The 21761-nt window shown below is 65.3% G+C and carries 33 protein-coding genes; all 33 read left to right on the top strand.

All coding sequences use genetic code 11. The features are described from left to right. Positions 1–381: 381 nt before the first annotated feature. On the top strand, positions 382–642 hold the full coding sequence (locus tag WMO64_RS16320) for a hypothetical protein (RefSeq protein ID WP_295368625.1): 261 nt from the start codon (positions 382–384) through the stop codon (positions 640–642). Positions 643–644: 2 nt separating this feature from the next. Further along, the gene (locus WMO64_RS16315) at positions 645–1181 is read left to right on the top strand and encodes a DUF551 domain-containing protein (protein ID WP_349232670.1); all 537 of its coding nucleotides are present in this window, start codon (positions 645–647) and stop codon (positions 1179–1181) included. Beyond that, positions 1171–1374, top strand: a complete 204-nt coding sequence (locus WMO64_RS16310) for a hypothetical protein (RefSeq protein WP_349232669.1) — start codon at positions 1171–1173, stop codon at positions 1372–1374. Before WMO64_RS16315 ends, WMO64_RS16310 begins: the two co-directional genes overlap by 11 nt. After that, entirely contained in the window at positions 1374–1787 is a 414-nt protein-coding gene (locus tag WMO64_RS16305; protein ID WP_349232668.1) for a hypothetical protein, read from the top strand. Before WMO64_RS16310 ends, WMO64_RS16305 begins: the two co-directional genes overlap by 1 nt. After that, the gene (locus WMO64_RS16300; protein WP_349232667.1) at positions 1777–2544 is read left to right on the top strand and encodes a rolling circle replication-associated protein; all 768 of its coding nucleotides are present in this window, start codon (positions 1777–1779) and stop codon (positions 2542–2544) included. The genes WMO64_RS16305 and WMO64_RS16300 overlap by 11 nt, the downstream gene beginning before the upstream one ends. Positions 2545–2615: 71 nt before the next feature. Then, positions 2616–2783: a cysteine-rich KTR domain-containing protein gene (locus WMO64_RS16295; protein ID WP_349232671.1), complete on the top strand. Its 168-nt coding sequence runs from the start codon at positions 2616–2618 to the stop codon at positions 2781–2783. 70 nt (positions 2784–2853) lie between these two features. Then, positions 2854–3225 (top strand): DUF8602 domain-containing protein, encoded by a 372-nt coding sequence (locus WMO64_RS16290; protein WP_349232666.1) that lies wholly within the window; start codon positions 2854–2856, stop codon positions 3223–3225. 217 nt (positions 3226–3442) lie between these two features. After that, complete coding sequence (locus tag WMO64_RS16285; protein WP_349232665.1) at positions 3443–3958, top strand: P27 family phage terminase small subunit; 516 nt, start codon at positions 3443–3445, stop codon at positions 3956–3958. After that, positions 3948–5756, top strand: coding sequence for a terminase large subunit (locus WMO64_RS16280; RefSeq protein ID WP_349232664.1), 1809 nt, complete (start codon positions 3948–3950; stop codon positions 5754–5756). Before WMO64_RS16285 ends, WMO64_RS16280 begins: the two co-directional genes overlap by 11 nt. Before the next feature lies 1 nt (position 5757). Beyond that, complete coding sequence (locus WMO64_RS16275) at positions 5758–5976, top strand: hypothetical protein (RefSeq protein WP_294522489.1); 219 nt, start codon at positions 5758–5760, stop codon at positions 5974–5976. Then, positions 5973–7196, top strand: a complete 1224-nt coding sequence (locus WMO64_RS16270; protein WP_294522492.1) for a phage portal protein — start codon at positions 5973–5975, stop codon at positions 7194–7196. The genes WMO64_RS16275 and WMO64_RS16270 overlap by 4 nt, the downstream gene beginning before the upstream one ends. Next, positions 7189–7893: a Clp protease ClpP gene (locus WMO64_RS16265; protein ID WP_349232663.1), complete on the top strand. Its 705-nt coding sequence runs from the start codon at positions 7189–7191 to the stop codon at positions 7891–7893. The genes WMO64_RS16270 and WMO64_RS16265 overlap by 8 nt, the downstream gene beginning before the upstream one ends. Positions 7894–7916: 23 nt before the next feature. Further along, entirely contained in the window at positions 7917–9209 is a 1293-nt protein-coding gene (locus tag WMO64_RS16260; RefSeq protein WP_349232662.1) for a phage major capsid protein, read from the top strand. Positions 9210–9218: 9 nt separating this feature from the next. After that, positions 9219–9629 carry a hypothetical protein gene (locus WMO64_RS16255; RefSeq protein ID WP_294522501.1) on the top strand — a complete coding sequence of 137 codons (411 nt, stop codon included), beginning with the start codon at positions 9219–9221 and terminating at the stop codon, positions 9627–9629. A 1-nt stretch (position 9630) separates the two neighbouring features. Beyond that, complete coding sequence (locus WMO64_RS16250) at positions 9631–9963, top strand: phage gp6-like head-tail connector protein (protein ID WP_349232661.1); 333 nt, start codon at positions 9631–9633, stop codon at positions 9961–9963. 45 nt (positions 9964–10008) lie between these two features. Further along, positions 10009–10575 (top strand): head-tail adaptor protein, encoded by a 567-nt coding sequence (locus tag WMO64_RS16245; RefSeq protein ID WP_349232660.1) that lies wholly within the window; start codon positions 10009–10011, stop codon positions 10573–10575. Beyond that, positions 10575–11150, top strand: a complete 576-nt coding sequence (locus WMO64_RS16240; protein ID WP_349232659.1) for a hypothetical protein — start codon at positions 10575–10577, stop codon at positions 11148–11150. The genes WMO64_RS16245 and WMO64_RS16240 overlap by 1 nt, the downstream gene beginning before the upstream one ends. Then, the gene (locus WMO64_RS16235) at positions 11150–11632 is read left to right on the top strand and encodes a phage tail terminator family protein (RefSeq protein WP_349232658.1); all 483 of its coding nucleotides are present in this window, start codon (positions 11150–11152) and stop codon (positions 11630–11632) included. Before WMO64_RS16240 ends, WMO64_RS16235 begins: the two co-directional genes overlap by 1 nt. A 5-nt stretch (positions 11633–11637) precedes the next feature. After that, positions 11638–12735, top strand: coding sequence for a phage tail sheath protein (locus tag WMO64_RS16230; RefSeq protein ID WP_349232657.1), 1098 nt, complete (start codon positions 11638–11640; stop codon positions 12733–12735). Positions 12736–12747: 12 nt separating this feature from the next. Further along, positions 12748–13188: a phage tail tube protein gene (locus WMO64_RS16225; protein ID WP_349232656.1), complete on the top strand. Its 441-nt coding sequence runs from the start codon at positions 12748–12750 to the stop codon at positions 13186–13188. A gap of 11 nt (positions 13189–13199) precedes the next feature. Next, positions 13200–13592: a phage tail assembly chaperone gene (locus tag WMO64_RS16220; RefSeq protein WP_349232655.1), complete on the top strand. Its 393-nt coding sequence runs from the start codon at positions 13200–13202 to the stop codon at positions 13590–13592. Positions 13593–13612: 20 nt separating this feature from the next. Next, positions 13613–13762, top strand: coding sequence for a hypothetical protein (locus tag WMO64_RS16215; protein WP_349232654.1), 150 nt, complete (start codon positions 13613–13615; stop codon positions 13760–13762). Next, complete coding sequence (locus WMO64_RS16210; protein WP_349232653.1) at positions 13752–15881, top strand: tape measure protein; 2130 nt, start codon at positions 13752–13754, stop codon at positions 15879–15881. Before WMO64_RS16215 ends, WMO64_RS16210 begins: the two co-directional genes overlap by 11 nt. Then, a complete protein-coding gene (locus WMO64_RS16205) occupies positions 15878–16699 on the top strand; it encodes a LysM peptidoglycan-binding domain-containing protein (RefSeq protein ID WP_349232652.1) in 822 nt (273 codons plus the stop codon). Before WMO64_RS16210 ends, WMO64_RS16205 begins: the two co-directional genes overlap by 4 nt. Before the next feature lie 12 nt (positions 16700–16711). Further along, complete coding sequence (locus WMO64_RS16200; protein ID WP_349232651.1) at positions 16712–17689, top strand: XkdQ/YqbQ family protein; 978 nt, start codon at positions 16712–16714, stop codon at positions 17687–17689. A gap of 13 nt (positions 17690–17702) precedes the next feature. Next, the gene (locus WMO64_RS16195) at positions 17703–18005 is read left to right on the top strand and encodes a hypothetical protein (RefSeq protein ID WP_349232650.1); all 303 of its coding nucleotides are present in this window, start codon (positions 17703–17705) and stop codon (positions 18003–18005) included. Further along, positions 18002–18418, top strand: coding sequence for a DUF2634 domain-containing protein (locus WMO64_RS16190; RefSeq protein WP_349232649.1), 417 nt, complete (start codon positions 18002–18004; stop codon positions 18416–18418). Before WMO64_RS16195 ends, WMO64_RS16190 begins: the two co-directional genes overlap by 4 nt. After that, entirely contained in the window at positions 18411–19508 is a 1098-nt protein-coding gene (locus tag WMO64_RS16185) for a baseplate J/gp47 family protein (RefSeq protein WP_349232648.1), read from the top strand. Before WMO64_RS16190 ends, WMO64_RS16185 begins: the two co-directional genes overlap by 8 nt. Continuing rightward, on the top strand, positions 19508–20053 hold the full coding sequence (locus WMO64_RS16180) for a putative phage tail protein (RefSeq protein WP_294522897.1): 546 nt from the start codon (positions 19508–19510) through the stop codon (positions 20051–20053). Before WMO64_RS16185 ends, WMO64_RS16180 begins: the two co-directional genes overlap by 1 nt. Further along, positions 20050–20985 carry a hypothetical protein gene (locus WMO64_RS16175; protein WP_349232647.1) on the top strand — a complete coding sequence of 312 codons (936 nt, stop codon included), beginning with the start codon at positions 20050–20052 and terminating at the stop codon, positions 20983–20985. Before WMO64_RS16180 ends, WMO64_RS16175 begins: the two co-directional genes overlap by 4 nt. Before the next feature lie 10 nt (positions 20986–20995). Then, on the top strand, positions 20996–21280 hold the full coding sequence (locus WMO64_RS16170) for a toxin-antitoxin system toxin subunit (RefSeq protein WP_294522893.1): 285 nt from the start codon (positions 20996–20998) through the stop codon (positions 21278–21280). Next, positions 21277–21411, top strand: a complete 135-nt coding sequence (locus WMO64_RS16165; RefSeq protein ID WP_294522891.1) for an XkdX family protein — start codon at positions 21277–21279, stop codon at positions 21409–21411. The genes WMO64_RS16170 and WMO64_RS16165 overlap by 4 nt, the downstream gene beginning before the upstream one ends. Before the next feature lie 105 nt (positions 21412–21516). Continuing rightward, the coding region (locus tag WMO64_RS16160) for a hypothetical protein (RefSeq protein ID WP_349232646.1) at positions 21517–21761 on the top strand (245 nt) is incomplete at its 3' end.

The raw sequence follows: 21761 nt of genomic DNA, 5'->3' as shown, positions 1-21761 counted from the left end.
AGAGCTGGCACCGGCAGCAGATCGAGGATTGAAGGCCGTGGTCCGGCCTTCTGCCGGGCGGGGTGGCGTCTTCCCCGCCCGGACCTCCTTTTCCCGGGCCCGCCCCGAGGGGCGGCGCCCGGCAGAGGGCCGGACGATAACAACAGCAGGAGGATATGCCGATGATGACAATATGCTGGGCCTGCGCCAACGCGGTGCCCGACGCAGACGGAGAGCGGGGCTGCTCCTGGAGCAGGGAGGGCAAACCCGTGGAGGGCTGGGTGGCTGAGCGCCGGGACATTCGCATCCAGTCCTCACACCCGGGTGGAGAGCGAAAAACAGTTGAGAGCTACCAAGTCATTACATGCCCGACGTTTGTGCCGGGGTAGGGGGGAGAAAACAGTGAAAAAACTGAGAATATGTCTTGAGATCCCTGGTCTTGCGGAGGATGAAAACGGTCAGCCGTGCCCTGGCGGCGTGTGCTTGACGCTCGGAGACGATAATGCAGAAGAAATTACGGGAGAGGCCTATCGTAACCTGATGAAGGAGATCAACATCGCGGGGATTTTGAGGATGGCTTGTCTTGACGGTTTTTGCAGGCCGGAAGATTGCCGTCTGCTTACGCCGGAGGAGTACAACGAGAAGTATGGGGAGGAGGAGTGAGCGTGGAACGGCTGACCATGATTGACGGAATTGGCAATGATGAGCTGGTACGGTGTATGGGCTGCGGCCTGGAAAAGGCAGGAGAGAACCTGGAAAACTGCGGGTTCTGCGAAGAGGGGTGGCAGAAGGCGCTGAAAAAACTGGCCGCCTATGAGAATACTGGTCTGGAGCCAGAAGACATTTTAAGTTCAGCTAACATGAAGGCGATTGACAAGCAGACCGTGCTTGACCTCATCATTGAGGCAAAGAGAGCGGATTCGGAGACAGGTAGTTTCGCGGAATGGCTGGCAGAGTATCTGGTGGAGCACTTGGCAACCTTCGCCCCGCCAAATAAGTGGGTGAGCGTGGAGGAGAGGCTACCTGAGATTGGAGGCTCGTACCTCTGTGTGTGGCAGGGGCGAAAGATTGACACAGGTTTTTTCTTAAATGGGCATTTCAGGCTGTATGGCGAAACCAAGGATCATCTTATTACCCACTGGATGCCCCTGCCCGCACTGCCTGACTGCCGGAGGGAAAGGAGGGAAACTGATGGGCAATAAGAACCTGCGGCGGCTGCGCTGCCTGGTGACGGCCCAGACCATGGGCAATCTGGAGCGCCTGGCGGCCATGGACGGCTGCGGCGACGTGGGCCGGGTGGTGGACAAGCTGACCCGGGAGAAGATGATCTCCCTCCGCCGCCCTGTGGAGGACTGGAAGCGGCACTATGTGGGGCGCTTTGGGAGGGTGGAGTGATGGACGAACGGAGAGAGATGGCCCGGCAGCTCCGGAAGATGGCGGTTACCACCGGAGACCTGAGCTGTCTGGGCTGCGGCCATGAAAGGGGTTGCAGCATCCACGGCTGCGCGGTGCTCAAGCGTGCCGCCGACCTCCTGGCACCAAAGGTCGATATCACCAAGCCCATCCCGCTGGAGGAGCTGCGCTCGGCGGCAGCGGAGCGGCCTGTGCTGGTCTTTGTTCTCTGTGTGGACGAGGATGGGCAACTTGAGCCCACGGAATGCGGAGAGTGGGAGATGTTTTTCGACGATGACTTTATCGCGGCCGGCACCTACGACACGGCCGACAACTACGGTCGCGTGTTTGTGGCTTTCTGGGATGAGCCGGGGAGGGAAAACGGGACTGTGACAGGGGGCGGCCATGGAGGATAGACCGTGGTACTGCGTCCGGCAGCGGGCCGGGCCCCTGACCAAGGAGTGCCGGGCGATCCGGCCCAGGCTGTCCAGGGAGGACACCCGGAGCGACCGGCGGGAGAAAAACGAGATCATCCGCTCACCCCACTCGGCGGTCTGCCGGAGCCAGGCGGACCGCCTGGAGCTCCGGCTGGCCCTCTTTGGCTACGAGGGCATGCACTACACCCTGACCTATGATTCCGTCCATCTGCCCCGCACTTTCCGGGAGGCCATGGCCACCAAGCGGGCCTTCATGGCCCGGGCGCGGCGGTTCAACGATGGCCGGCCCTTCGACTGGGTGACCTGCATTGAGGGTATCCACGGCGACCACCGCTACCACATCCATATGGTGCTCCGGGAGAACGATTTCCCGCCGGCGGTGGTGCGGCATCTGTGGACGGCGGGGGAGGTGGACGACGAGCCGGTGCTGCTGGCCGAGGGCGGATACCGGCGTCTGGCCGAGTACCTCACCAAGGAGAGGACAGATGGAATTGTAATCCCCATCGGCCGGCGGCCGTGGAGCTGTTCCCGCAGCCTGTCGGGCCAGCTTCCGCCGCCGGAGCGGTGGAAGGACGAGAGCGGCGCCATTGACATCCCGTCCCGGGTCCTCTGGTCCAGGCTCGGCCAGAAGGAGAACAACTTCGGCGCCTACAACTACGCCAGCTACATCGTCCCAAAAGGGGACCTGAGCGGCTTCCCCTCGCGCGCGCACGCGCACGCGCGCGATCTATCTTGAAACCTAGTGGAACAATAGACACACGGGAGGGAAAAGCGTTGCCTGAAAAACTGAATTGTGGTAAACTTATCGTGAGGGACGGATGGATCATCTGTCCGGTCTGCGGGAAGGGAAAAATCCTGAAGGTCCGGTCGGATACCATCGCCCGGAACCTGCCCAGAAAGTGCAAGCGCTGCGGGCAGGAGACACTCGTGAATATCGAAGCGCCTGAGCCAGCGTCCAAAGAGACCAGCGCCTGAGCCAATGTTCCACCCGAGAAGGGGGGGCAGTGGCTTGGGCGCTTTTTGTTTTGCCCGGAGGTGATAGCCCGTGGCCTTAAAGCCGCTCCGGCCCTGCCGCCATCCCGGATGCCGGGAACTGACCGGGGACGGCTACTGTCCCAAACACAAGCCCAAGCGGGCCGCCCGCCGGGTGTCGGCGGAGTGGCACGGCTGGTACAGTCTGAGCATCTGGACCGACGACCTGCGCCCGGCCCAGCTGCTGAGGGAGCCGTGGTGCCGGGAGTGCGCCAGACGGGGCGTCCGCACCCGGGCCACGGTGGTGGACCACGTCAGGCCCCACAAGGGGGACTGGCAGCTGTTCATCGACCCGGCCAACCACCAGAGCCTGTGCGAGACCTGCCATAACCGCAAGACCGCCCGGGAGATGGCGGAGGAGCGCAGGGAAAACGGCAAAAACTGAGGGGCTGCCGGAGCGCGAGGCTACGTCCGCGCCCGTGGATGCCCGCAGGTGCGCGGGTGCGCATGGCCGCTCGCGCCCGGGGCAAGCCGAAGGCTTGCGGACCCGCCCCGACCCCAAAAAAGTTTCAGGGGCGATGACAGAAGACCGCGCGGCCTCTCGATTGTGGGAAATAGTCCCCCATCAGGGTTTCGGCCCCGTGGGGCAGGAGGTGAGGAGCATGCCGACGCCGCCCAAGGCGCTGGACAATATGAGCAAGAACCTGACCGACGAGGAGCGGCAGCTCCGTGAACAGGCGGAGCAGGGGGTCATTCCCGACCGGGGCAGGGAGTCCCGGATGGAACGGCCCGCCCTCATGACCAAGAACGCCGCCGCCGGGCGGTACTGGAAGAAGGTCCTGGAGCGGATGGACGGCCTGGTCATCCTGGACGACCTGGACAGCGATGCCCTGGGCGTCTACTGCGTGATGCTGGCCCGGTACGAGACCCAGTGCAAGGTGCTCTCCCAGACTATCCGAGAGCTGAAGGATGCCAAGAACGACCCGGAGGCGGTGGCCGACGCGGTGTCCAAGCTGGACGCGGTGAGCGGCAAGATGCAGTCCCTGGAGCGGAACATCCTCCAGTACGCCGAGAAGCTGGGGCTCACCCCCTCCGGCCGGGTGCGGCTGGCCCAGAAGCGGGCCCAGGCCGCAGCCGAGGCCAGGGCGGACCCGGACGGTGATCTGTTTGGCGACTAGATGGCAGTCCGGCCTGCACCACCCCGTCAGCGTCTACGCCAAGCAGGTGACCCAGGGGCGGCTGCGTGAACAGTGCTGCAAGTATGAGATCCTGGCCTGCCAGCGTCACCTGGACGACCTGAAACGCCAGGGGACGGAGGATTTCCCCTACGTGTTCGACACCACCCGGGCGGACCGGATTATCCGCTGGTTCGGCCAGTGCATCCAGGTGCGCGGCGTGGACGCGGGCAAGCCCATCCAGCTGGAGCCCTGGCAGGTGTTTGACCTGGGCTGTACCTACGGCTGGGTCCACAAGGACACCGGCGCCAGGCGCTTCTCCCACACCTACAACAAGCGGGCCCGGGGCAACTACAAGTCCAGCGAGAAGTCCTGCCAGGGCCTGCACCACATGTGCGGCGACGCCATCTACCCGCCCTACCACCCGGAGCTGGCCCGGTTCGAGCAGGAGCCCGAGGTGGAGTGCGCCGCCGTGGACCGGAGCCAGGCCATGCGGGTGCTGGGTGACGCCAAGAAGATCGCCAGGGCCAGCCCCAACATTGCCAAGCGGCTGGTGGTGCCCCGGTCCAACCCCATTGTCCACCGGACCCGGGGCGGGTACATGCGGGCCCTGTCCAAGGACACCAAGAACAAGGACTCGGGCGCGCCCACCTACTTCATCGTGGACGAGTACCACGCCCACCCCAACTCGGAAATTTACGACCTGGGCACCAACTCCTTCGGCAAGCGGGAGCAGTCCCTGCTGGACGTGATCACCACCGCCGGCGACGACGCGGGCAGCAAGCCCTGCTACGAGGAGGAGCTGTACGCCAAGCGGGTGCTGGAGGACCCCACGGTGACCGACGAGAGCTATTTCGTCATGATCCGGGAGCTGGACGAGGGGGACAACCCCCACGACGAGGCGGCATGGGCCAAGCCCAACCCCTGCCTGCGGTACCCCAGCCGGTACAGCGGCATCCTGCTCAAGCAGATTCAGGATGAGCACAACGCGGCCTACGCCTCCAACGACCCCAACAAAATCCGCAAGTTCCTCACCCGCCGGATGTGCCTGTGGCAGGTGGGCAGCGTCAACCGCTACCTGGACGAGAACTGCATGGCCAAGGCCAGGGCGGCCATGCTGCCGCCGGCGGACTTCGCCGCCCTCACCGATGGGCTGGCCTGCAACTGCGGCTTTGACCTGGGCAAGCGCATCGACCTGAGCGGCGCGGCGGCGGTGTTCGACCTGCCGGATGGGCGCATCGCCATTAAAATGCACGGCTTCATGCCGGAGAACGGCGCCGACCGCCACGAGAAGACCGACCGGGTGCCCTACAAGTTCTGGGCCCAGGGCGGCTACTGCACCCTCACCCCCGGCGACGTCACCGACAACAGCTATGTGTACAACTGGATCTGTGCCGGCGAGCGGGACCACGGCTGGCAGGTGGAGGAGGTGGACTACGACGGCCACAACGCCACCGACCTGGCCATCCGCATGAACGAGGACCGGAACCGGGAGGACTTCTGCGTGGAGGTGGCCCAGACCTGCGCCGGGCAGAACCTGGCGGTCAAGACCTTCCGGGAGCTGCTGCTCCAGGACCGGGTGGTCATGGAGGAGAGCCCGCTGGCCCTCTGGTGCCTCCAGAACGCCATCGAGATCCAGAACAACTACGGGGACATCAAGCTCTCCAAGCGGCACAAGGACGACACCGAGCGCATCGACCCCGTGGCGGCGGCCATGAACGCCCTGGCCCGGGTGCTGGTGAAGCGGACGCCGGGGAGCAATATCAACGAGCACATTCAGTCCAGTGATTGGAGTCTGTGAGATGAAAGAGAAAACGTGCGGGCCTCTTTGGAAGGCCGTCAAAGCAGCGGCCAGGTGGTTTGCCCTGTACCTGGACGACCTGCTGCTGATTGCGTCCGGCATCTGCCTGGTGACGGCGGCCCATGAGGCCTTTGGCCGGGCGGCCGGGTTTGCGGCTGCCGGCGTGTGCCTGGCGGTCTACGCCTTTATCATCGCCAGGTCGAGAGGAGGGAGAGGATGATTTTCGGGAAGGCCATGCAGGCGCCCAGGGCCTCCGTGGCGGAACAGGTCCTCGGGTGGGACGATGTGCAGGCATGGTTCAAACGGGTATTCACCGCCGGAGAGCTGATGAAGAGCAGCCAGGGCAACGCGGAGCATCTGTCCCCCGTGGCGGCGGCCCACCGCATCCTGACCAACTCCTTCGGCCTGATCCCCTTCGGCGCGTACAGGAAGGACGGAGACGCCCGGGTCCCCTATGACGACGAGCAGCTCCGCATGGTGCTGAAGGTGCGGCCCAACGACTGCATGTCCCCGTTCATGCTGCGCAAGGTGCTGATGTCCAACGCATTCTGGCACGGTTTCGGCGCGGTGTGGAACCGGCGCGACGGCGCCGGGCGCGTCGTGCAGCGCCTGCCGCTGCCCACCGAGTGCTGCTCCATCCTCAAGGACAGCGAGAGCGGGCAGTACTGGTATCAGTACAGCGTGGACGGCGTGGTGAAAAAGTTCTCCAACTATGAGCTGTCGTTTCTGTTCTTTGAGACCTATGACGGGATTCACGGCCGGGGCTTCCTGCACCTGGCCCGGGAAGCCATCGCGGTTGACGCCATGGCCCAGCGGTACGGCAAGAAGTTCTACCAGAATGGGGCGCGGCTCTCCGGCATCGTGGAGATTGACACCGACGCCAGCAAGGAGACCAGGGACAAGGTAAAGGCAGAGTTCCAGTCCTATGCGTCGGACGACGCCTTTGCAGTGGCTGTCCTGGACCATAACATGAAGTACACGCCCCTGGGCCTCAACCAGAGGGACAGCCAGTTTATCGAGAGCCGGGAGTTTGCCGTGGAGGAGGTGGCCCGGTTTTCCGGGGTGCCCAAGCACATGCTCCAGACCGGAAAGGAGAGCTACAACAGCAACGCCCAGCAGCGGCTCAACTATGTGACCGACGTGCTCCTGCCCTATGTGGTGCAGTGCGAGAACGAGGACTCCTGGAAGCTCCCCACGCCCGCACAGAGGCGGGACGGGGTCTATGTCCACGGGACGGTGGAGGCGCTGCTGCGGGCCGACCCCAACACCAGGGCCGACTTCTATGTGAAGCTCATTGAGCACTCGGTGATGAACCCGGACGAGTGCCGGGCCAGAGAGGAGCTCAACCCTGTTCCGGGCGGACTGGGGAAGCAGTTCCTTGTGACCAAGAATCTGGGCTCTCTGGAGTCCGTACTGAGAGGAGAGGATGCAAATGCCTGATATCGCACTGCGCGGCGAGCTGTGGGACAACGACTCCGCCGACGTGCTCCGCTGGTTGGGCTTCCGGGACATCACCGCCCCCATGGACATCCAAGCGGCGCTGGATGCCGCCGGCGGGGAGGATGTGACGGTGCTCATCAATTCCCCCGGCGGGGACATGACGGTGGGCACGGAGATTCGCTCCATGCTCCGCCGCTACCCCGGAAACACCACCGCCCTCTTCCAGGGCTACGGGGCCAGCGCGGCCACCCTGGCCGCCACCGGCTGCAAGACCATCCAGAGCGAACCGGGGGCCCTGCTGTGCTACCATAACCCCAGCGGCACGGCGGAGGGGGATTACCGCGACATGCGCCGCTCCGCCGAGGCCCTGCGCAACGCCCGGGACTGCGTGCTGGAGGTATACGCCGCCCACAGCAGCGCCAAAAGCCGGGAGGAGCTGATGGCCCTGATGGACAAGAACATCTGGATCAGCCCCAGCCAGGCCCTGGACTACGGCCTGATTGACGAGATTGTGGGCCTGCCCGGCGGAGAGGAGGACCCCGCCGCCTTTGTGGCGGCAGCGGGGAGCCGCATCCGGCTGACGGCCAGCATGCGCCGGAGGTACCAGGACCATCTGGCGGACAGCCGCCGGGAGGGCGAGGTCAGGGAAAAGGCAAAGCGTGCCCTTGCAAAGCTGCGGGCACTTGCAAATTTTTGACGGTTGACGAAAGGAGAAAATCAATGGACTTCATGGAGAAGATCACCGCGCTGCGGGAGCAGAAGGGCCAGCTGCTCAATAGGGCCCAGACCCTGGCCGACGAGGGCAATTATGCCGAGGTGGACAAGATCACCGAGCAGATGGAGGGAATCAACAATCAGATTTCCAGCCTGGAGAAGCTGGCCAGGCAGAGCCGGGAGAGCGCCGAGCCCGTCTATGACGGCGTCCTGCACAGCGGCCCCAAGACCGCCAGGGAGGACAGGGGCGGAGAGGACAAGCCCTTTGCCTCCATCGGCGAGCAGCTGACGGCCATCTACAAATTCCGCAAGAACCATGTGGAGGACAAGCGGCTCCAGCAGGTGAACAACGCGGTCCTGGGCTCCAATGAGAGCATGGGCGCGGACGGCGGCTTTGCCATCCAGACCGACTTTGCCGGCGCTATCCTGGAGAGCGCGGTCCAGGCCAGCCCCCTGCTCAACCGGCTGGACCGGTATACCTGCTCCAGCGCGGCCAACTCCATGCGCTGGATCAGCGCCGACGAGACCGACGTGAGCAAGTCCGTATTCGGCGGCGTGCAGATGTACTGGGCCGCTGAGGGGGCCACCGTGGCGGCCAGCAAGCCCCAGTTCCGGGAGATGAAGCTGGACCTGGAGAAGATGATGGGCTTCCTCTACTGCACCGATGAGATGCTCCAGGACGCCGCGTTCATGACCGGCTTTGCCTCCACCGGCTTCTCCCTGGCCGCCGACCGCCTGCTGACCGAGGCGGTGATCGCCGGCGACGGCGTTGGCAAGCCCCTCGGCCTCATCAACTCCGGCGCCCTTGTCACGGTGGCCAAGGAGCAGTCCCAGGCCAACTATACCTTCGTGGGCAACAACGCGGTGAAGATGCAGGCCAGCGCCATGCCCCGCAACCGGGAGCGGCTGGTGTGGCTGATGCACCCCGACGTGGAGGAGCAGCTGCCCCTGCTGGCCATCCAGAGCGGCGACGAGTCCAAGTTCCTCTGGAACCCCGAGGGCGGCCTGGGCGCCTTTGACACCCAGCGGGTCCTCAACAAACCCGTCCTCTTTGAGGACAGCTGCTCCGCCCTGGGCAGCAAGGGCGACATCCTGCTGGTGGACCCCTTCCAGTACATCCTGCTGACCAAGGGCGCCGCCAAGCAGGACTGGTCCATCCATGTGGAGTTCCTCACCGACCAGAACTGCTTCCGCATGGTGTTCCGCTGCAACGGCACGCCCAAGGTGAGCAAGCCCCTGACCATCAAGAACAGCACCAAGCCCCGCAGCCCCTTTGTGGCGCTGGCGAACAGAAAGTGAGGAGAGAGTATGAACCGTATCAGTGAAGCACTGGCGTTCCAGAATGTCTTTGCGCCCCAGTCTGTGGCCGCCACCACCGACAAGACCACCGCCTATGTGGACGCATCCGGCGCGAGAGAGGTGGCGTTCCTGCTCTCCACTGCGGCGCTGGGGGCCAATAAGAGCCTGACCGTCACCCTCCTGGCCTCTGATGACAGCGGCGGAAGCGATGCCCAGGAGATTGGGACCGCCAAATTCACCGACAAGGAGGGCACCGACCCCAGGGTGGCGGTGGTGGCCTGCAAGACCAGCGCCGCGCATGGCCGTTATGTTGCGGTCAAGTTTCAGCATGACGGGGACGCGGAGGTGGTCTGCGGCGTGACGGCGGCCTCCGACGGACTGTATCTGCCGGCCGGAAACGGCTGGGTGCTGGCGGTCTGATATGGCCCTGACAGAGGAGCGCAGGGCGGCGCTGCTGGCCTATTGCAGGCTCACCGAGCTCTCCGACGACCCGGAGGTGACGGCCGTCATCCCCGTGCTGTATGATGCGGCGGTGGCCTACATGGACGGCGCGGGGGTGTCCCCGCCCGCCGCCGGCACGGCCCGGGCCGCCCAGTACGACCTGGTGGTCAACGCCATGGTGCTGGACGCCTGGGACCGCCGGGACATGACCGAGGCCTCCGGACAGAATACGGAGAACCCGGCCTTCCGCCGAGTGCTCAATCAGCTGAAGCTGACGGAGGGCATGGTGTCCGATTCGGACACCGGAGGATAAAAACCGCCCCGGCCATGAGCCGGGGCGGACTGAGAGAGGAGAAGCATGGAGCGGTACATTGACGCCGGCAGCCTGGACCAGCGCCTGGAGCTGCTGGAGCTGAAGGAGACGGCGGAGAACACCTGGGAGTGGGTGAGCGCCGGGCGGCTGTGGGCCGCCGTGACGCTGGACGGCGGCCGGAACCTGTTCTCCACGGTGGGCATCGGGGCCAGGAACGCCAAGCTGGTGCTCCGCAGGCGGCCCCTCACCCTCCACCAGGCCCTGCGGTGGAAGGGGCAGCACCTGTATCTCACCAGCGTCACCCAGCGGGACAGGACCCATCTGGACGTCCAGGCCGCCCTGGTGACGGTGGACACCGTGACGCTGCGGGCGGACGGGACGGCCACCGGAATGACGTTCCCCGGGGTTCTGACGGAGAAGTACGCCCGCCACGGCCAGGAGTGGCCCATGTCGGTCAATGAGCTGGGGCTGGTGCTGGTGACCCCCAAGGCGGTGAAACTGCGGCCCGGCTGCCTGGTGGAAGTCAGGAGGAGCGCTTGGGAGGTGCTGGTCCCCCATGAGCTGGACGAGTTCAAAAACGAGTATGAGATTGGAAAGCGGGCTGATCTGTAATGAGCGGACGGGTACGATTTGAGAGGAAGCGGCTGGATCAGTTTCTGAGGTTTTGGGAGCCGCTGTTTGAGAAGGTCCCGGAAGCCAGACGGGCGGCGGTGGAGGCCATGGGCGAGACCGTGAAGCAGGAGCTGGACGCCCAGATCAGAGCGGCGGATCTTGAGGAGGACGCCAAGGGGACCGTGATCTCCTGGCAGGAGGTTCGCCTGGGCAGCGGCGGAGGCTATGTGGCGGTGAGCCCCGTGAAGGGGAAATCAGTCCAGTCCAGAGACCGGACAAAGCGGGGCGAAAAGCTTCGGCAGCACACCTATCGCGGCGCAGCTGTTACATCCCACCAGATCACAAAGTGGCTGGAGAAGGGGCACGGCGCCCGGCAGGCCGATCCCACAAAGGCCTATGCCTGGAGCCGTTCCCGCTGGAACAGAGACCACGCCGCGCCGTTCAACGACCGGACCGGAAAGCAGTACATCCAGGGCCGCATGTTCTACAGCTGGGCCAGCCTCAAGGCCCGGGACATCGCCCTCAGGGCGGCCAGCAGGGTGCTGGAGCGGATTGGAGACGAGGTGGACTACTGATGGAGAGCAGCGCCGTTATGAGCCGTGTGAAGGCCATGCTGGAGGAGACCTTCCGGGAGCCGGTCTATGTGGACCGGCTTCCCAAGGACTTTCATCGGCCCTCCTTCGCCGTGGAGCTGCAAAAGACAGAGTATCAGGACATGAACCTGGCGCTGGTGCGCAAGACGGCCACCATCCTCATCACCTGCTTTGTGGAGGTGGACGCCTACTACGACAGCAGCAGGGAGGAGCTCAACCGCCGCCAGGACACGGTCATGGGCCTGTTTGCCCGCGGGTGCCTGGATGTGGAGGACCGTCATCCCGCCGCCATGGCCGCCCGGGGACAGGGAAACCCGGATTTCAGCGAGGTGGCCCTGACGGTGACCTGGAGCGACGACCGCCCGGGCTACACGGACCCGGAGGAGACCGCGCCCCTGATGGAGCGGTACGAAGTCATCAAAGAGATCTCCGCCGGTATTCCCGGCAATCAAAATGAGAGGTGAATGACATGGCAACAACCATCGGGCTGCCCACGCTGAAGATCGCCTTTGAGAAGGCGGCGGAGCAGGTGGCCAACCGGAGCAAGAAGGGCTATGTGGCCCTGTTCGTACGGGACGCCCAGGAGAACGGCGTCCACGCCCTCAGCAGCGAGGCCCTGATCCCCTCCAAGCTGGGGGAGGCAAACAGGGAGTACATCAGACAGTGCTTTGCCGGCAGCGACCGGGGCGGCCCCAGTCTGGTGTATCTGGTGGTCATCGCCACCGGCACCGACGACACCACCGCCCTGGAGGCCGGCCTGAAGAGCATCGAGCAGTACTCCATCGACTACCTGGCCGGGCCCCCCGACGTGACCGACCAGGAGCTGGCCAAGCTGGTGGAGTGGACCAAGGCCCAGCGGGCGGCATACCGCACGGTGAAGCTGGTGAAGCCCTGGAAGACGGCGGGAAGCGACGACATGGGCATCATCGAGCTGGACGAGAGCGGCATGGCCGACAAGGACGGCCCGGTGACCGCCGCCGAGTACTGCGGCCGCATCGCCGGCATCCTGGCGGGCATCCCCATGGGCATGAGCTGCGCCTACGCCGCCCTGCCCGAGCTCACCGCCGTCACCGCCCGCACAACCGAGGAGCAGATCGAGGCCATCAACAACGGCAAGCTCATCCTCATCCACGACGGCCTCCAGGCCAAGATCGCCCGGGGCGTCAACTCCCTCACCACCATCCCGGCCACCGGAAAGGCGGACTGGAGCAAGATCAAGATCGTGGAGGGCATGGACCTCATCACCTACTTCCTGCGCACCACCATCGAGAACAGTTGGCTGGGCCGGTATCCCAACACCTACGACAACAAGCAGCTGCTGGTGACCGTCATCTACAACTTCTTCCTGGAGCTGGAGCAGGCGGGGGTCCTGTCCGCCGGAGAGAGCTTCGCGGGGGTGGACTACGACCGGCAGCTCCAGTATCTCCAGAGCCAGGGCGTGGAGACCGCCGCGCTGACCGAGCAGCAGGTGCTGGAGTACCAGACCGGCAGCTATGTGTTCCTCAAGTGCGGCGGCCGCCTGATGGACTCTATGGAAGATTTTGAAGTGCTGTTCAACAACCTGTAAGGAGGAGCGGACATGGCAAAGAACAAGTTTTCCGCAAAGCGGATTCCAAACGGCACCTACGGCGCGGTGTGGCTGGACGCCGAGCGCCTGGCCGAGTGCTACGGCTGCCAGGGCAAGGTCCAGGTCAGCAGCGACACCATCAACCTGTGCGGAGAGTTCATGGAGGCCAGCAAGCCGGTGAGCGCCAAGGGCACCGGCTCCCTGATGCTCTACAAGGTGGACAGCGGCATGATCCAGAAGCTCCAGAGCATCCAGGACGGCCAGGTGCCCGAGTTTACCGTGGTGTCCAACCTGGCCGACCCGGACAGCGCCGGCGCCGAGCGCATCGCCTACTACGGCGTGCAGTTCACCGACCTGACCCTGGCCGACTGGCAGGCCGCCACCAGCGGTAAAATCACGGCGCCCTTTACCTTCACCGGCTTCCAGCTGCTGGACGCCATTGCGGTACAGTGAGGAGGGATAATATGAGCGAAGAGAAAACCGACATCCTGTCCCTGCTGCTGCGGCCTGAGCTGCCCAACGTCCAGGAGCAGCTGCCCACCGCCCGCTACAAGGTCAAGCGCCTGAGCGAGCTGACCGGCAGCAACGCGGTCTTTACCCTGCGTGCCCTGCCCTACGGCAAGGTCCAGCGTATCCGGGAGACCATCGCGGGGGACGCCAATATCAGCATCCTGCTGGCGGGCTGCGTGGACCCCGACCTGAAGTCCCCCGCCCTGAAGGAGAAGTTCGGCGGCGTCACGCCGGAGGAGACGGTGAAGAACATGCTCCTCCCCGGCGAGATTGAGGATCTGGCCCGGGCCGTGGAGCGGCTGTGCGGCTACCGCAGGCTGACCATTGAAGAAGTAAAAAACGCCTAGAGGAGGGCGGTGACCCCGAGTTGAATCTGGTGTTCTACCTGTTCACCCGCCACCACTGGACGCCGGAGATGTACTACGGCATGCGCCACGGCGGCAGAGATTTGACCTGGGGCATGGTCCTCCGGGAAATGGATATGGACGAGGAGAGGAGGGATAACCGTGGCGGATGAAGTGGGCATCGTAATGAAGCTCTACGACGAGGTGAGCCCAACCCTCAAATCCATCACCGGAAGCTCCAAGGCCTTTGACAAGACCATGGACGACCTGGAGGAGAGCCTGAAGGCCTACGACAAGGCCCAGACCACGCTGACCGAGAAGATGTCCGGCCTGAAGAAGGAAATGGCGGAGAACAGCATCAAGGTGAAGGAGGCCCAGCAGGCCTACAAGAAGCTGAAGGACGAGACCAGCAAGGGGGCGCTGGACGACGCCATCGACGAGCAGACCAGGCTGCGCCGGGAGATGGAGGAGACAAAGGCCGTCATCGACGCCAACGCCACGGCCTACAAGAACCTCTACAAGGAGGTCACCTCGGCGGCCTCCGCTGAGAGCAGGCTGAGCAACCGGGCGGGAGACGGCAGCACCGGCATCCTGTCCGCCCTGGGCAAGGCCGGGCTGGGGCAGATGGCGGGGGACGCCATTATGGAGATCAGCAACACCATGATCGGCTCCGCCCTGGGCGGCGACGGCGGCAGTCTCATCTCCTCTGCACTGAGCAGCGCGGTGTCCGGCGCGGCCATGGGCTCCCTGGCCGGTCCGGTGGGCACCGCCATCGGCGGGTTAGTGGGCGGCGCGCTGGGCCTGGCCACCGGCGGAGCCCAGATATTCGCCAACCAGGATGAGGCCTTCAAGGCCTACTACGCAGATCTCTACCAGGCCGGACAGGACCGGGCCGAGGAGAGCCTGACCGCCGGCAGCGCCACGGCCTCCCAGCGGGAGCTGGACGCCATCGCCTTCAACCGCCTGCTGGGCAGCGGCGTGGGGGACCAGTACCTCAGCGACCTGCGGGTGCTGGCCGCCGCCACACCCATGGAGTACAGCGACCTGACGTCCATGTCCCGGGCGCTGGCCACCGGCTTCGGGGACGCCCCCGACCGGATGCTGGAGCTGATGACCGCCATCGGCGACGCCGGCAGCGCCGTGGGCGTGACCGCCTCCGACATGACCGCCATGGCCCAGGCCATGAGCCGGATGAACAGCTCCGGCAAGGCCACCCTGGAGTATCTGAACATCTTCCAGGACCGGGGCGTGGATGTCATCGGGATGCTCAGCGAGGCCATGGGCAAGACCCAGGGCGAGATCTACGACATGATCTCCAAGAGTGAGATCAACGGCCGGGACGCCGTCAACATCATCCAGCAGGGCATGGAGACGGCGTACAGCGGCGCCATGGAGCAGATGGCGGAGACCTTCTCCGGCCTGACCTCCACCTTGGAGGACACCATGGCCGAGCTGGACAACGCCAGAGGCGAGGGCTACAACGATCTGCGCAAGGAGGGGCTCCAGAGTGAGATCGACGCCTACGGCGGCGCGCTGGGGGACGCCATCCAGAACCTGAACCGCATCTCCGGAGAGAACGACGCCTACATGGAGAACCTGTCCGAGCAGTACACCCGGGAGGCCCTCTCGGCCCTGCTGCTGGGGGAGGACACCACCCTGTTCCCCGAGGAGCAGCAGGCGGAGCTGCGGCGCATGCGGGAGGACTTCCTGGCCGCCAGCGGCGCCTACGAGGACGGCAATGAGGAGGCGGGGCTCAAGATGGAGAGCCTGCGCCAAGAGGCCGAGGCTCTGGCTACCGCAGCCTATGAGAGCAGCGACCAGTACAGCCTGCTCTACGACAGTGAGCAGGATCTGGTGGGAGCCATACAAGATCTGACAACCGCTTTTGACGGGTGGAAGAATGAGTATGAACTGGAACAGGAAAAGTCCAAGGGCCAGGGAGCCATATGGTTGGATGACATCATGATAGGAGACCCGGATGACCCAGATGACGGTGTGGGAGATGTGATTCGGAAAAAGGATGAGGCCTCGCTCACCAGCTTGTTCGGTCAGATTTTCGGCAGCCACGCCTACGGCCTGGACCGGGTACCCCGGAACGGGCTGTACTACCTCCACCAGGACGAGCGGGTGCTCACCGCCCGGGAGGCGGGGGAGCAGAGCCGAAAGAGCGGGACCACCCTCCAGATCACCATCAAGGACAACCACTTCGGCGCGGACATGTCGGTGGAGGCGGTGGCCCAGACCCTGGCCGACCTGCTGGAGCGGAAGCTGGCGGCGGGGGTGATCGGATGAGGCGCACCATCAGCCTGCTGGAGGAGCAGGCGGGGCGGGAGCTGGTGCTCCCCGTGACCCCCAGCTCCTATTCCTGGACCCACGCCAACCGGGTGGAGACCGTCCAGCTGGACCAGGTGGGGGAGATCAACCTGCCCGGCGGGGCCCTGCTGGGCAGCTGCACCCTGGAGGCCCTGCTGCCCGCCAGGCTCTACTCCTTCTGCAACCCGGGCGCGGTGGCCAACCCCTACCGCTACCTGGAGCAGCTGGAACGCTGGAGCGACAGCGGCACGCCGGTGCGCTTCCTGGTCTCGGGCACGCCCACCAACGCCCTGGTGCTCATCGAGAGCGTGGAGTACGGCGAGCAGGACGGCACCAACGACATCTACGCCACCATCATCCTGCGGCAGTACCGCAAGCCGGAGACGCCGGTGGTGGCGGTATCCTCCGGCACGGCCACGGCCGCCCGGGACAGCGCCACCGGCGCGTCCTCCAAGCGCACCTACACCGTGGTGAAGGGGGACAGCCTGTGGGGCATCGCACAGCGGTTTTACGGCGACGGCAGCCTCTGTTACAGATTGGCCGCCGCCAACAGCATCGCCAACCCCAACCTCCTCCAGCCCGGCCAGGTGCTCACCCTGCCGCCTCTGGATGAGCTGCCGGCGGAGGGGGTCATGCCGCCCAGCGTCCAGGAGGCCAAAAGCACCCAGGTGACCAAGGACAAGGACACCGGCTGGCCCAAGCTGAGCTGGAGCGAGGCCACCGAGAACACGCTGAAGTATTTCGGGCTGGGTCAACAGGACGAGGAGGAACAATTCCTCGGGCCGGTGCGGCAGTGAGGAGGGACGCCCATGGACTATGAGCTTCTGCTCACCGCCCCGTCGGGCGGCGAGACCCGGGACTTCGCCCAGCTGGTGCAGACCATGAGCTGGAGCGGCAGCGTCCGGCAGACGGCCCGGGAGCTGTCCGCCACCCTGGCCGTCCCACGGGACGGCAGCGTAACGCCTCCGGCCCTCCGGGAGGGCGCATACCTCACCCTGCGGCGGGCGGGGGAGACCGTGTTCACCGGCCCCCTGCTCACCGCCACCACCTCCTCCCAGGACAGCCTGGTGGATCTGTCCGCCCTGGACCGGGGGCGGTTCCTGGTGCGCAACGAGGGGTGGTACTCCTTCTCCGGCGTCACCCCCGAGACGGCCGCCGCCGCCATCGCCCGGGACTACGGTATCCCGGTGGGTACTCTGGCCGCCGCCGGCGTGAGCGTGAGCCGGAAATTCCCCGGCGTGGCCCTGGACAAAATCATCCGCACCCTCTACGGCCTGGCCGGGGAACAAAATGGAAAGCGCTACCTGGTCCGCTTCACCGGCGACGGGGCCCTGGAGGTGGTGGAGAAGCCCACCAGCGCGTCGTTGTCCATCGCCTCCACCATGGCCGTGACCAACACCTGGGACATCACCAACCTCCAGAACAGCGTGGCCATCCGCACCCAGGAGGGCGCGCTGGTGCGCCGGGTGGAGGACGCCGACTCCGTGGCCCTCAACGGGCGGCTGGAGCACGTGATCACCCAGCGGGACGGGGAGGACGCGGGCAGCGAGGCCCAGGCCTGGCTGGAAGACAACGGCCTCCAGCAGAACCTGACGGTGGAGACCCTGGGGGACCCCCGGCTCATCACCGGCGAGGCGGTGCTGCTGAGGGACACGGGCAGCGGGGTGTCCGGCCTGTTCTGGATCGACGGCGACACCCACACCTGGAAGAACGGGCAGTACTACTGCAAGCTGACGCTGAACTTCCGCAACCTGGTGGACGACACCAGGGCGGGCAGCGAACTGTGAGAGGAGGACGGGCATGGACAGCCTGGAACAGAGCGGCGGGCGCATCGCCTCCGCCATTGTGAAGCTGGGGGGCAAGGGACAGGCACCCTCCCCCTTCCGGCTGGGGCAGGTGCTGGAGGCCGGGCAGGGGCGGCTGCGGGTATCCTGTGGCGGCCTCCAGCTGGAGCGGGGGGACCTGTATCTGGCGGCAGGGCTGGATTATCAGTGGACGGAGGACACGGGCGGCCCTGAGCTGCTGCGCTCCGGGGACACGGTGGCCCTCCTGAGCGCCGACGAACAGACCTATTATCTGGTGGCGAGGATGGTGAGAGCATGAGCCTGTTTCCCCAGTTTTCCATTCCCGCCGCCAAGACGGGCGGCGACCTGCCCCTGTACGCCGACGTGGCCATGGACTACGACGCCGGCACCCCCCTCTGGGAGGGAGGCAACCCGGTGGTGGTCACCGGCCTGGAGGCCGTCAAGAGCTGGGCCTGGCGGGCCGTGGCCACTGCCCGGTACCGCTATCCGGCTTTCAGCTGGGACTACGGCTGTGAGCTGGAGAACCTGGTGGGCCAGCCCTACCAGGCGGACACCAAGCGCAGCGAGGCGGCCCGGTACATCCAGGACGCCCTGCTCTCCTCTCCCTACATCACCGCCTGCTCGGTGACCGACGTCACCTTTGACGGCTCCGTATTCCACATGACGGTGGAGTTTTCCACCCTGTACGGCAAGGAGGGATTCCGTGTTTGAAGACAGAACCCAGGAGAACATCAAGGCCGAGGCCCTGGCCCTCCTGAGCCCGGAGGCCGGCGTGTCCGCCCTGGCGGGCAGCTACGCAGACGCCACCCTGGGGGCCGTGGCCGGGCAGCTCAGCGAGCTCTACCAGGTCCTGCCCGCCGTGGTGTCCATGCTCTTTGTGGACGAGTCCAGCGGGCCCTACATCGACCTGGTGGGCAGCACCTACTTCAACATCACCCGCCGGCCGGGCACCAAGGCCCGGTGCGACCTCACCCTCAACGGCGACGCCGGGACGACCCTGCCCGCCGGCACCGTGTTCCTCACCCGCTCCGGCCTGGAGTTCCTCCTGCTGGAGGCGGTGACCATCCCCCAGGGGGGCACGGCGGAGGGCACCCTGGAGGCGGCGGAGACTGGCGCGGCCTACAACGTGGGGGCGGGGGAGATCACCCGCATGTACATCAACGCGGTGGGCCTGGTTTCCTACACCAACGGGGAGGCCCAGGGCGGAACCGACACCGAGAGCGACGCCGCCCTCCTCGCCCGTATCCGGGAGCGCCGGGAGAAGCCCGCCAACGGGGCCAACGGCTGGCAGTACCGCCAGTGGGCCCTCAGCGTGGCGGGGGTGGGGGACGCCAAGGTGGTGGAGCTGGCCCAGGGACCGGGGACGGTGGGGGTGACCGTTGTGGACAGCAACATGGCCCCGGCGTCCCCGGAGATCGTGGAGGCCTGCCAGGCCCTGCTGGACGCCCAGCGGCCCGTGGGCGCCACGGTGACCGCCGCCGCCCCCGGAGAGGTGGAGCTGAACGTCTCCGCCACGGTGGTCATCACCGCCGCCACAACGGCGGAGGCGGTCAAGGAGGCCTTTGCCGCCCGGCTGAAGGAGTACCTGGCCGGGGTCATCCGGGCCAAGTACGGCGCCATCTATTACAGCCCGGAGGAGGACACGGCCTACACCGTCATCTACAACCGGATTCTGGCCCTGCTGCTGACCATCGACGGCGTGGAGAACGCCGCCAGTCTGACCGTCAACGGCGGGACCAATGACGTGACCATACAGGCCGATCAGGTGCCCGTGGCGGGCACGGTGGAGGTGACAGAGTAGTGGACAGATACGACCTGATGCTCCAGCTGCCGGAGTTCTACCGCAGCGTGCCCTTCGCGGAGCTCCAGCGGGTGCTGGGGGAGATGGTGCGCAGGGCCGGGGAGGACGTGGACTTCACCCTGGCGCAGCTCTGGCCCCAGACCGCCAGCGGCTGGGGGCTGGCCATGTGGGAGACCGCCTACGGCATCCCGGCGGACGTGACCAAGGATTTGGAGTTCCGCCGGACCCGGCTCCTCTCCAAGCTGCGTGGCCAGGGCGTCCCCACAATATCACTGGTCCAGGCCGTGGCCGCCTCCTTCGCCAACGGCCAGGTGGAGGTGGTGGAGCACAACGACCAGTACTATTTTGTGGTCAAGTTTGTCTCCATTCTGGGGGTGCCCCCCAACATCGACGACCTGACCGCCGCCATCAACGAGATCAAGCCGGCCCACTTCGATTTTATCTATGAGTACATCTTCCACCAGTGGGGGCTCTTCAGGCCCTACACCTGGGGGCAGCTGGCGGGCCGGACCTGGAAGGACCTGAGGGAGGGACAGTTTCCGTGACCAACACCACCTATTACAGCCTGAAAAAGCCGGAGGATAACGACAACGTCCTCATCTCCGACCTGAACGGCAACGCCGACGCCATCGACCAGGCCCTCCACGGGCTGGACGAGGGCCTGAAGGGCCTGAAATACGAGCCGCCCCTCACCCAGGCGGGGAGCAAGAGCGCCGTCGCCGACGGGGACGGCCTGGTGGTCACCGACAGCGCCGACGGGAACAAGACCAAGCGGGTGCTGTGGAGCGCCGTCAAGTCGGCCCTGTCCGCCCTCTTCGCCGCCAAGACCCACCAGCACGCCGCAGCGGACATCACCAGCGGGACGCTGAGCATCAGCCGGGGCGGCACCGGGCAGAGCACGGCCCTGGATGCGGCCAAGGCGCTGGGACGCGGGTATGGGACATGTTCCACCCCGGGGGCAACAGCGGCCAAGACGGTGGCCCTGAGCAGCTTCTCGCTCAACACCGGGGCGGTCGTCGGCGTCCGGTTCTCCTATGCGAATACCGCCGCCAATCCGACCCTGAACGTCAACAGCACAGGGGCCAAGTCCATCTATAATTTTCAGACCAACACCAATATCAAGCCCGGCGACATTGCCGCAGGCATGACGGCTTTCTTCACGTATAACGGGACTCAGTGGGTGCTGCTCAATCCGTGCAGTGATCCGTCGGTGGTGAGCGGTAGCGGCGTAACGCCGAGTGACTACGGGAGAGATAGCGCGGTAGAGATTGACCTGGGATTCCGGCCCTCTCTGATCGCCGTAAAGGGGTACGCCTATAATGCGTGGGGCTTTTCGACTGATACGCTTCGTATCGAACTGGGAGGAGGTTCGTCTTCTTACATTTCGAGCTTTAGCATTACAGACAACGGATTCACCGTATACGCTGAGGACAGCAACGGGACTGGAAAGGGATACGATTATCTGGCGTTTAGGTGAGGTGGAGAGGATGACGATTATAAAAACACAGGCGGAAAACGGCTTCCATGACATCCAGAGACAGTCTCACCGGATGGCCTGCTGGCTGCCCGGGTATGTGGAGGTCCCGCCACATCTTGAGTCCGCTGTGTGGGCGTCCGGCGGCTGGTGCGACCTCATGATGGAGGACGGCAGTCTTATCGGCATAACACCCACTGAAAAGCCGAAGGAACCTACCGCCCCGCCCACCGAGCTGGAGCAGCTGCGGGCGGACGTGGACTTCCTGGCCGCCATGACGGGGGTGATGCTGGTATGACCGTGCTGGAGATGGCCAAGCAGTACTACCCCCGCCTGTGGAGCAGGGCGCGCATCGAGGCCCTGGTGGCCGCCGGGCGGCTGACCAGGGAAGAGGCGGAGCAGGTCTATGAAGCCGGGGATGGCGGATAAAACGGCTAGGAGGACCGCAATGTCCGCTTTTAGGAGGTGAGACGGCTTGGATTAAGGAGCCGTCCGCCGGACGGGCGGCGGAATGAGCGGAGAGGAGAGAGGCACATGATCTATTTTGACGACTGGCTGCTGAAGAAGGATGAGGGGCCAGTCATCGCCCGGCAGTACGACAACCTGACCCGACGCCTGGAGATTCTGGGCGACATCCCGGAGGGGTGGAGCTGGACGCTGCTGGTCCAGGCGGACAAGCACCTGGACATCATCGCGCTGGCCCCCATGGAGGGCGGCCTGGGCGTGGACCTGACGGCGGAGATGCTGGCTGTGTCCGGATACTACACCGTGCAGCTCAA

It is taken from the genome of Pseudoflavonifractor intestinihominis (assembly GCF_040096055.1).
Lineage (GTDB): Bacteria > Bacillota > Clostridia > Oscillospirales > Oscillospiraceae > Pseudoflavonifractor > Pseudoflavonifractor intestinihominis.
The sequence above is the reverse complement of the archived record's forward strand: the minus strand, read 5'-3'. Positions and strand labels throughout refer to the sequence as shown.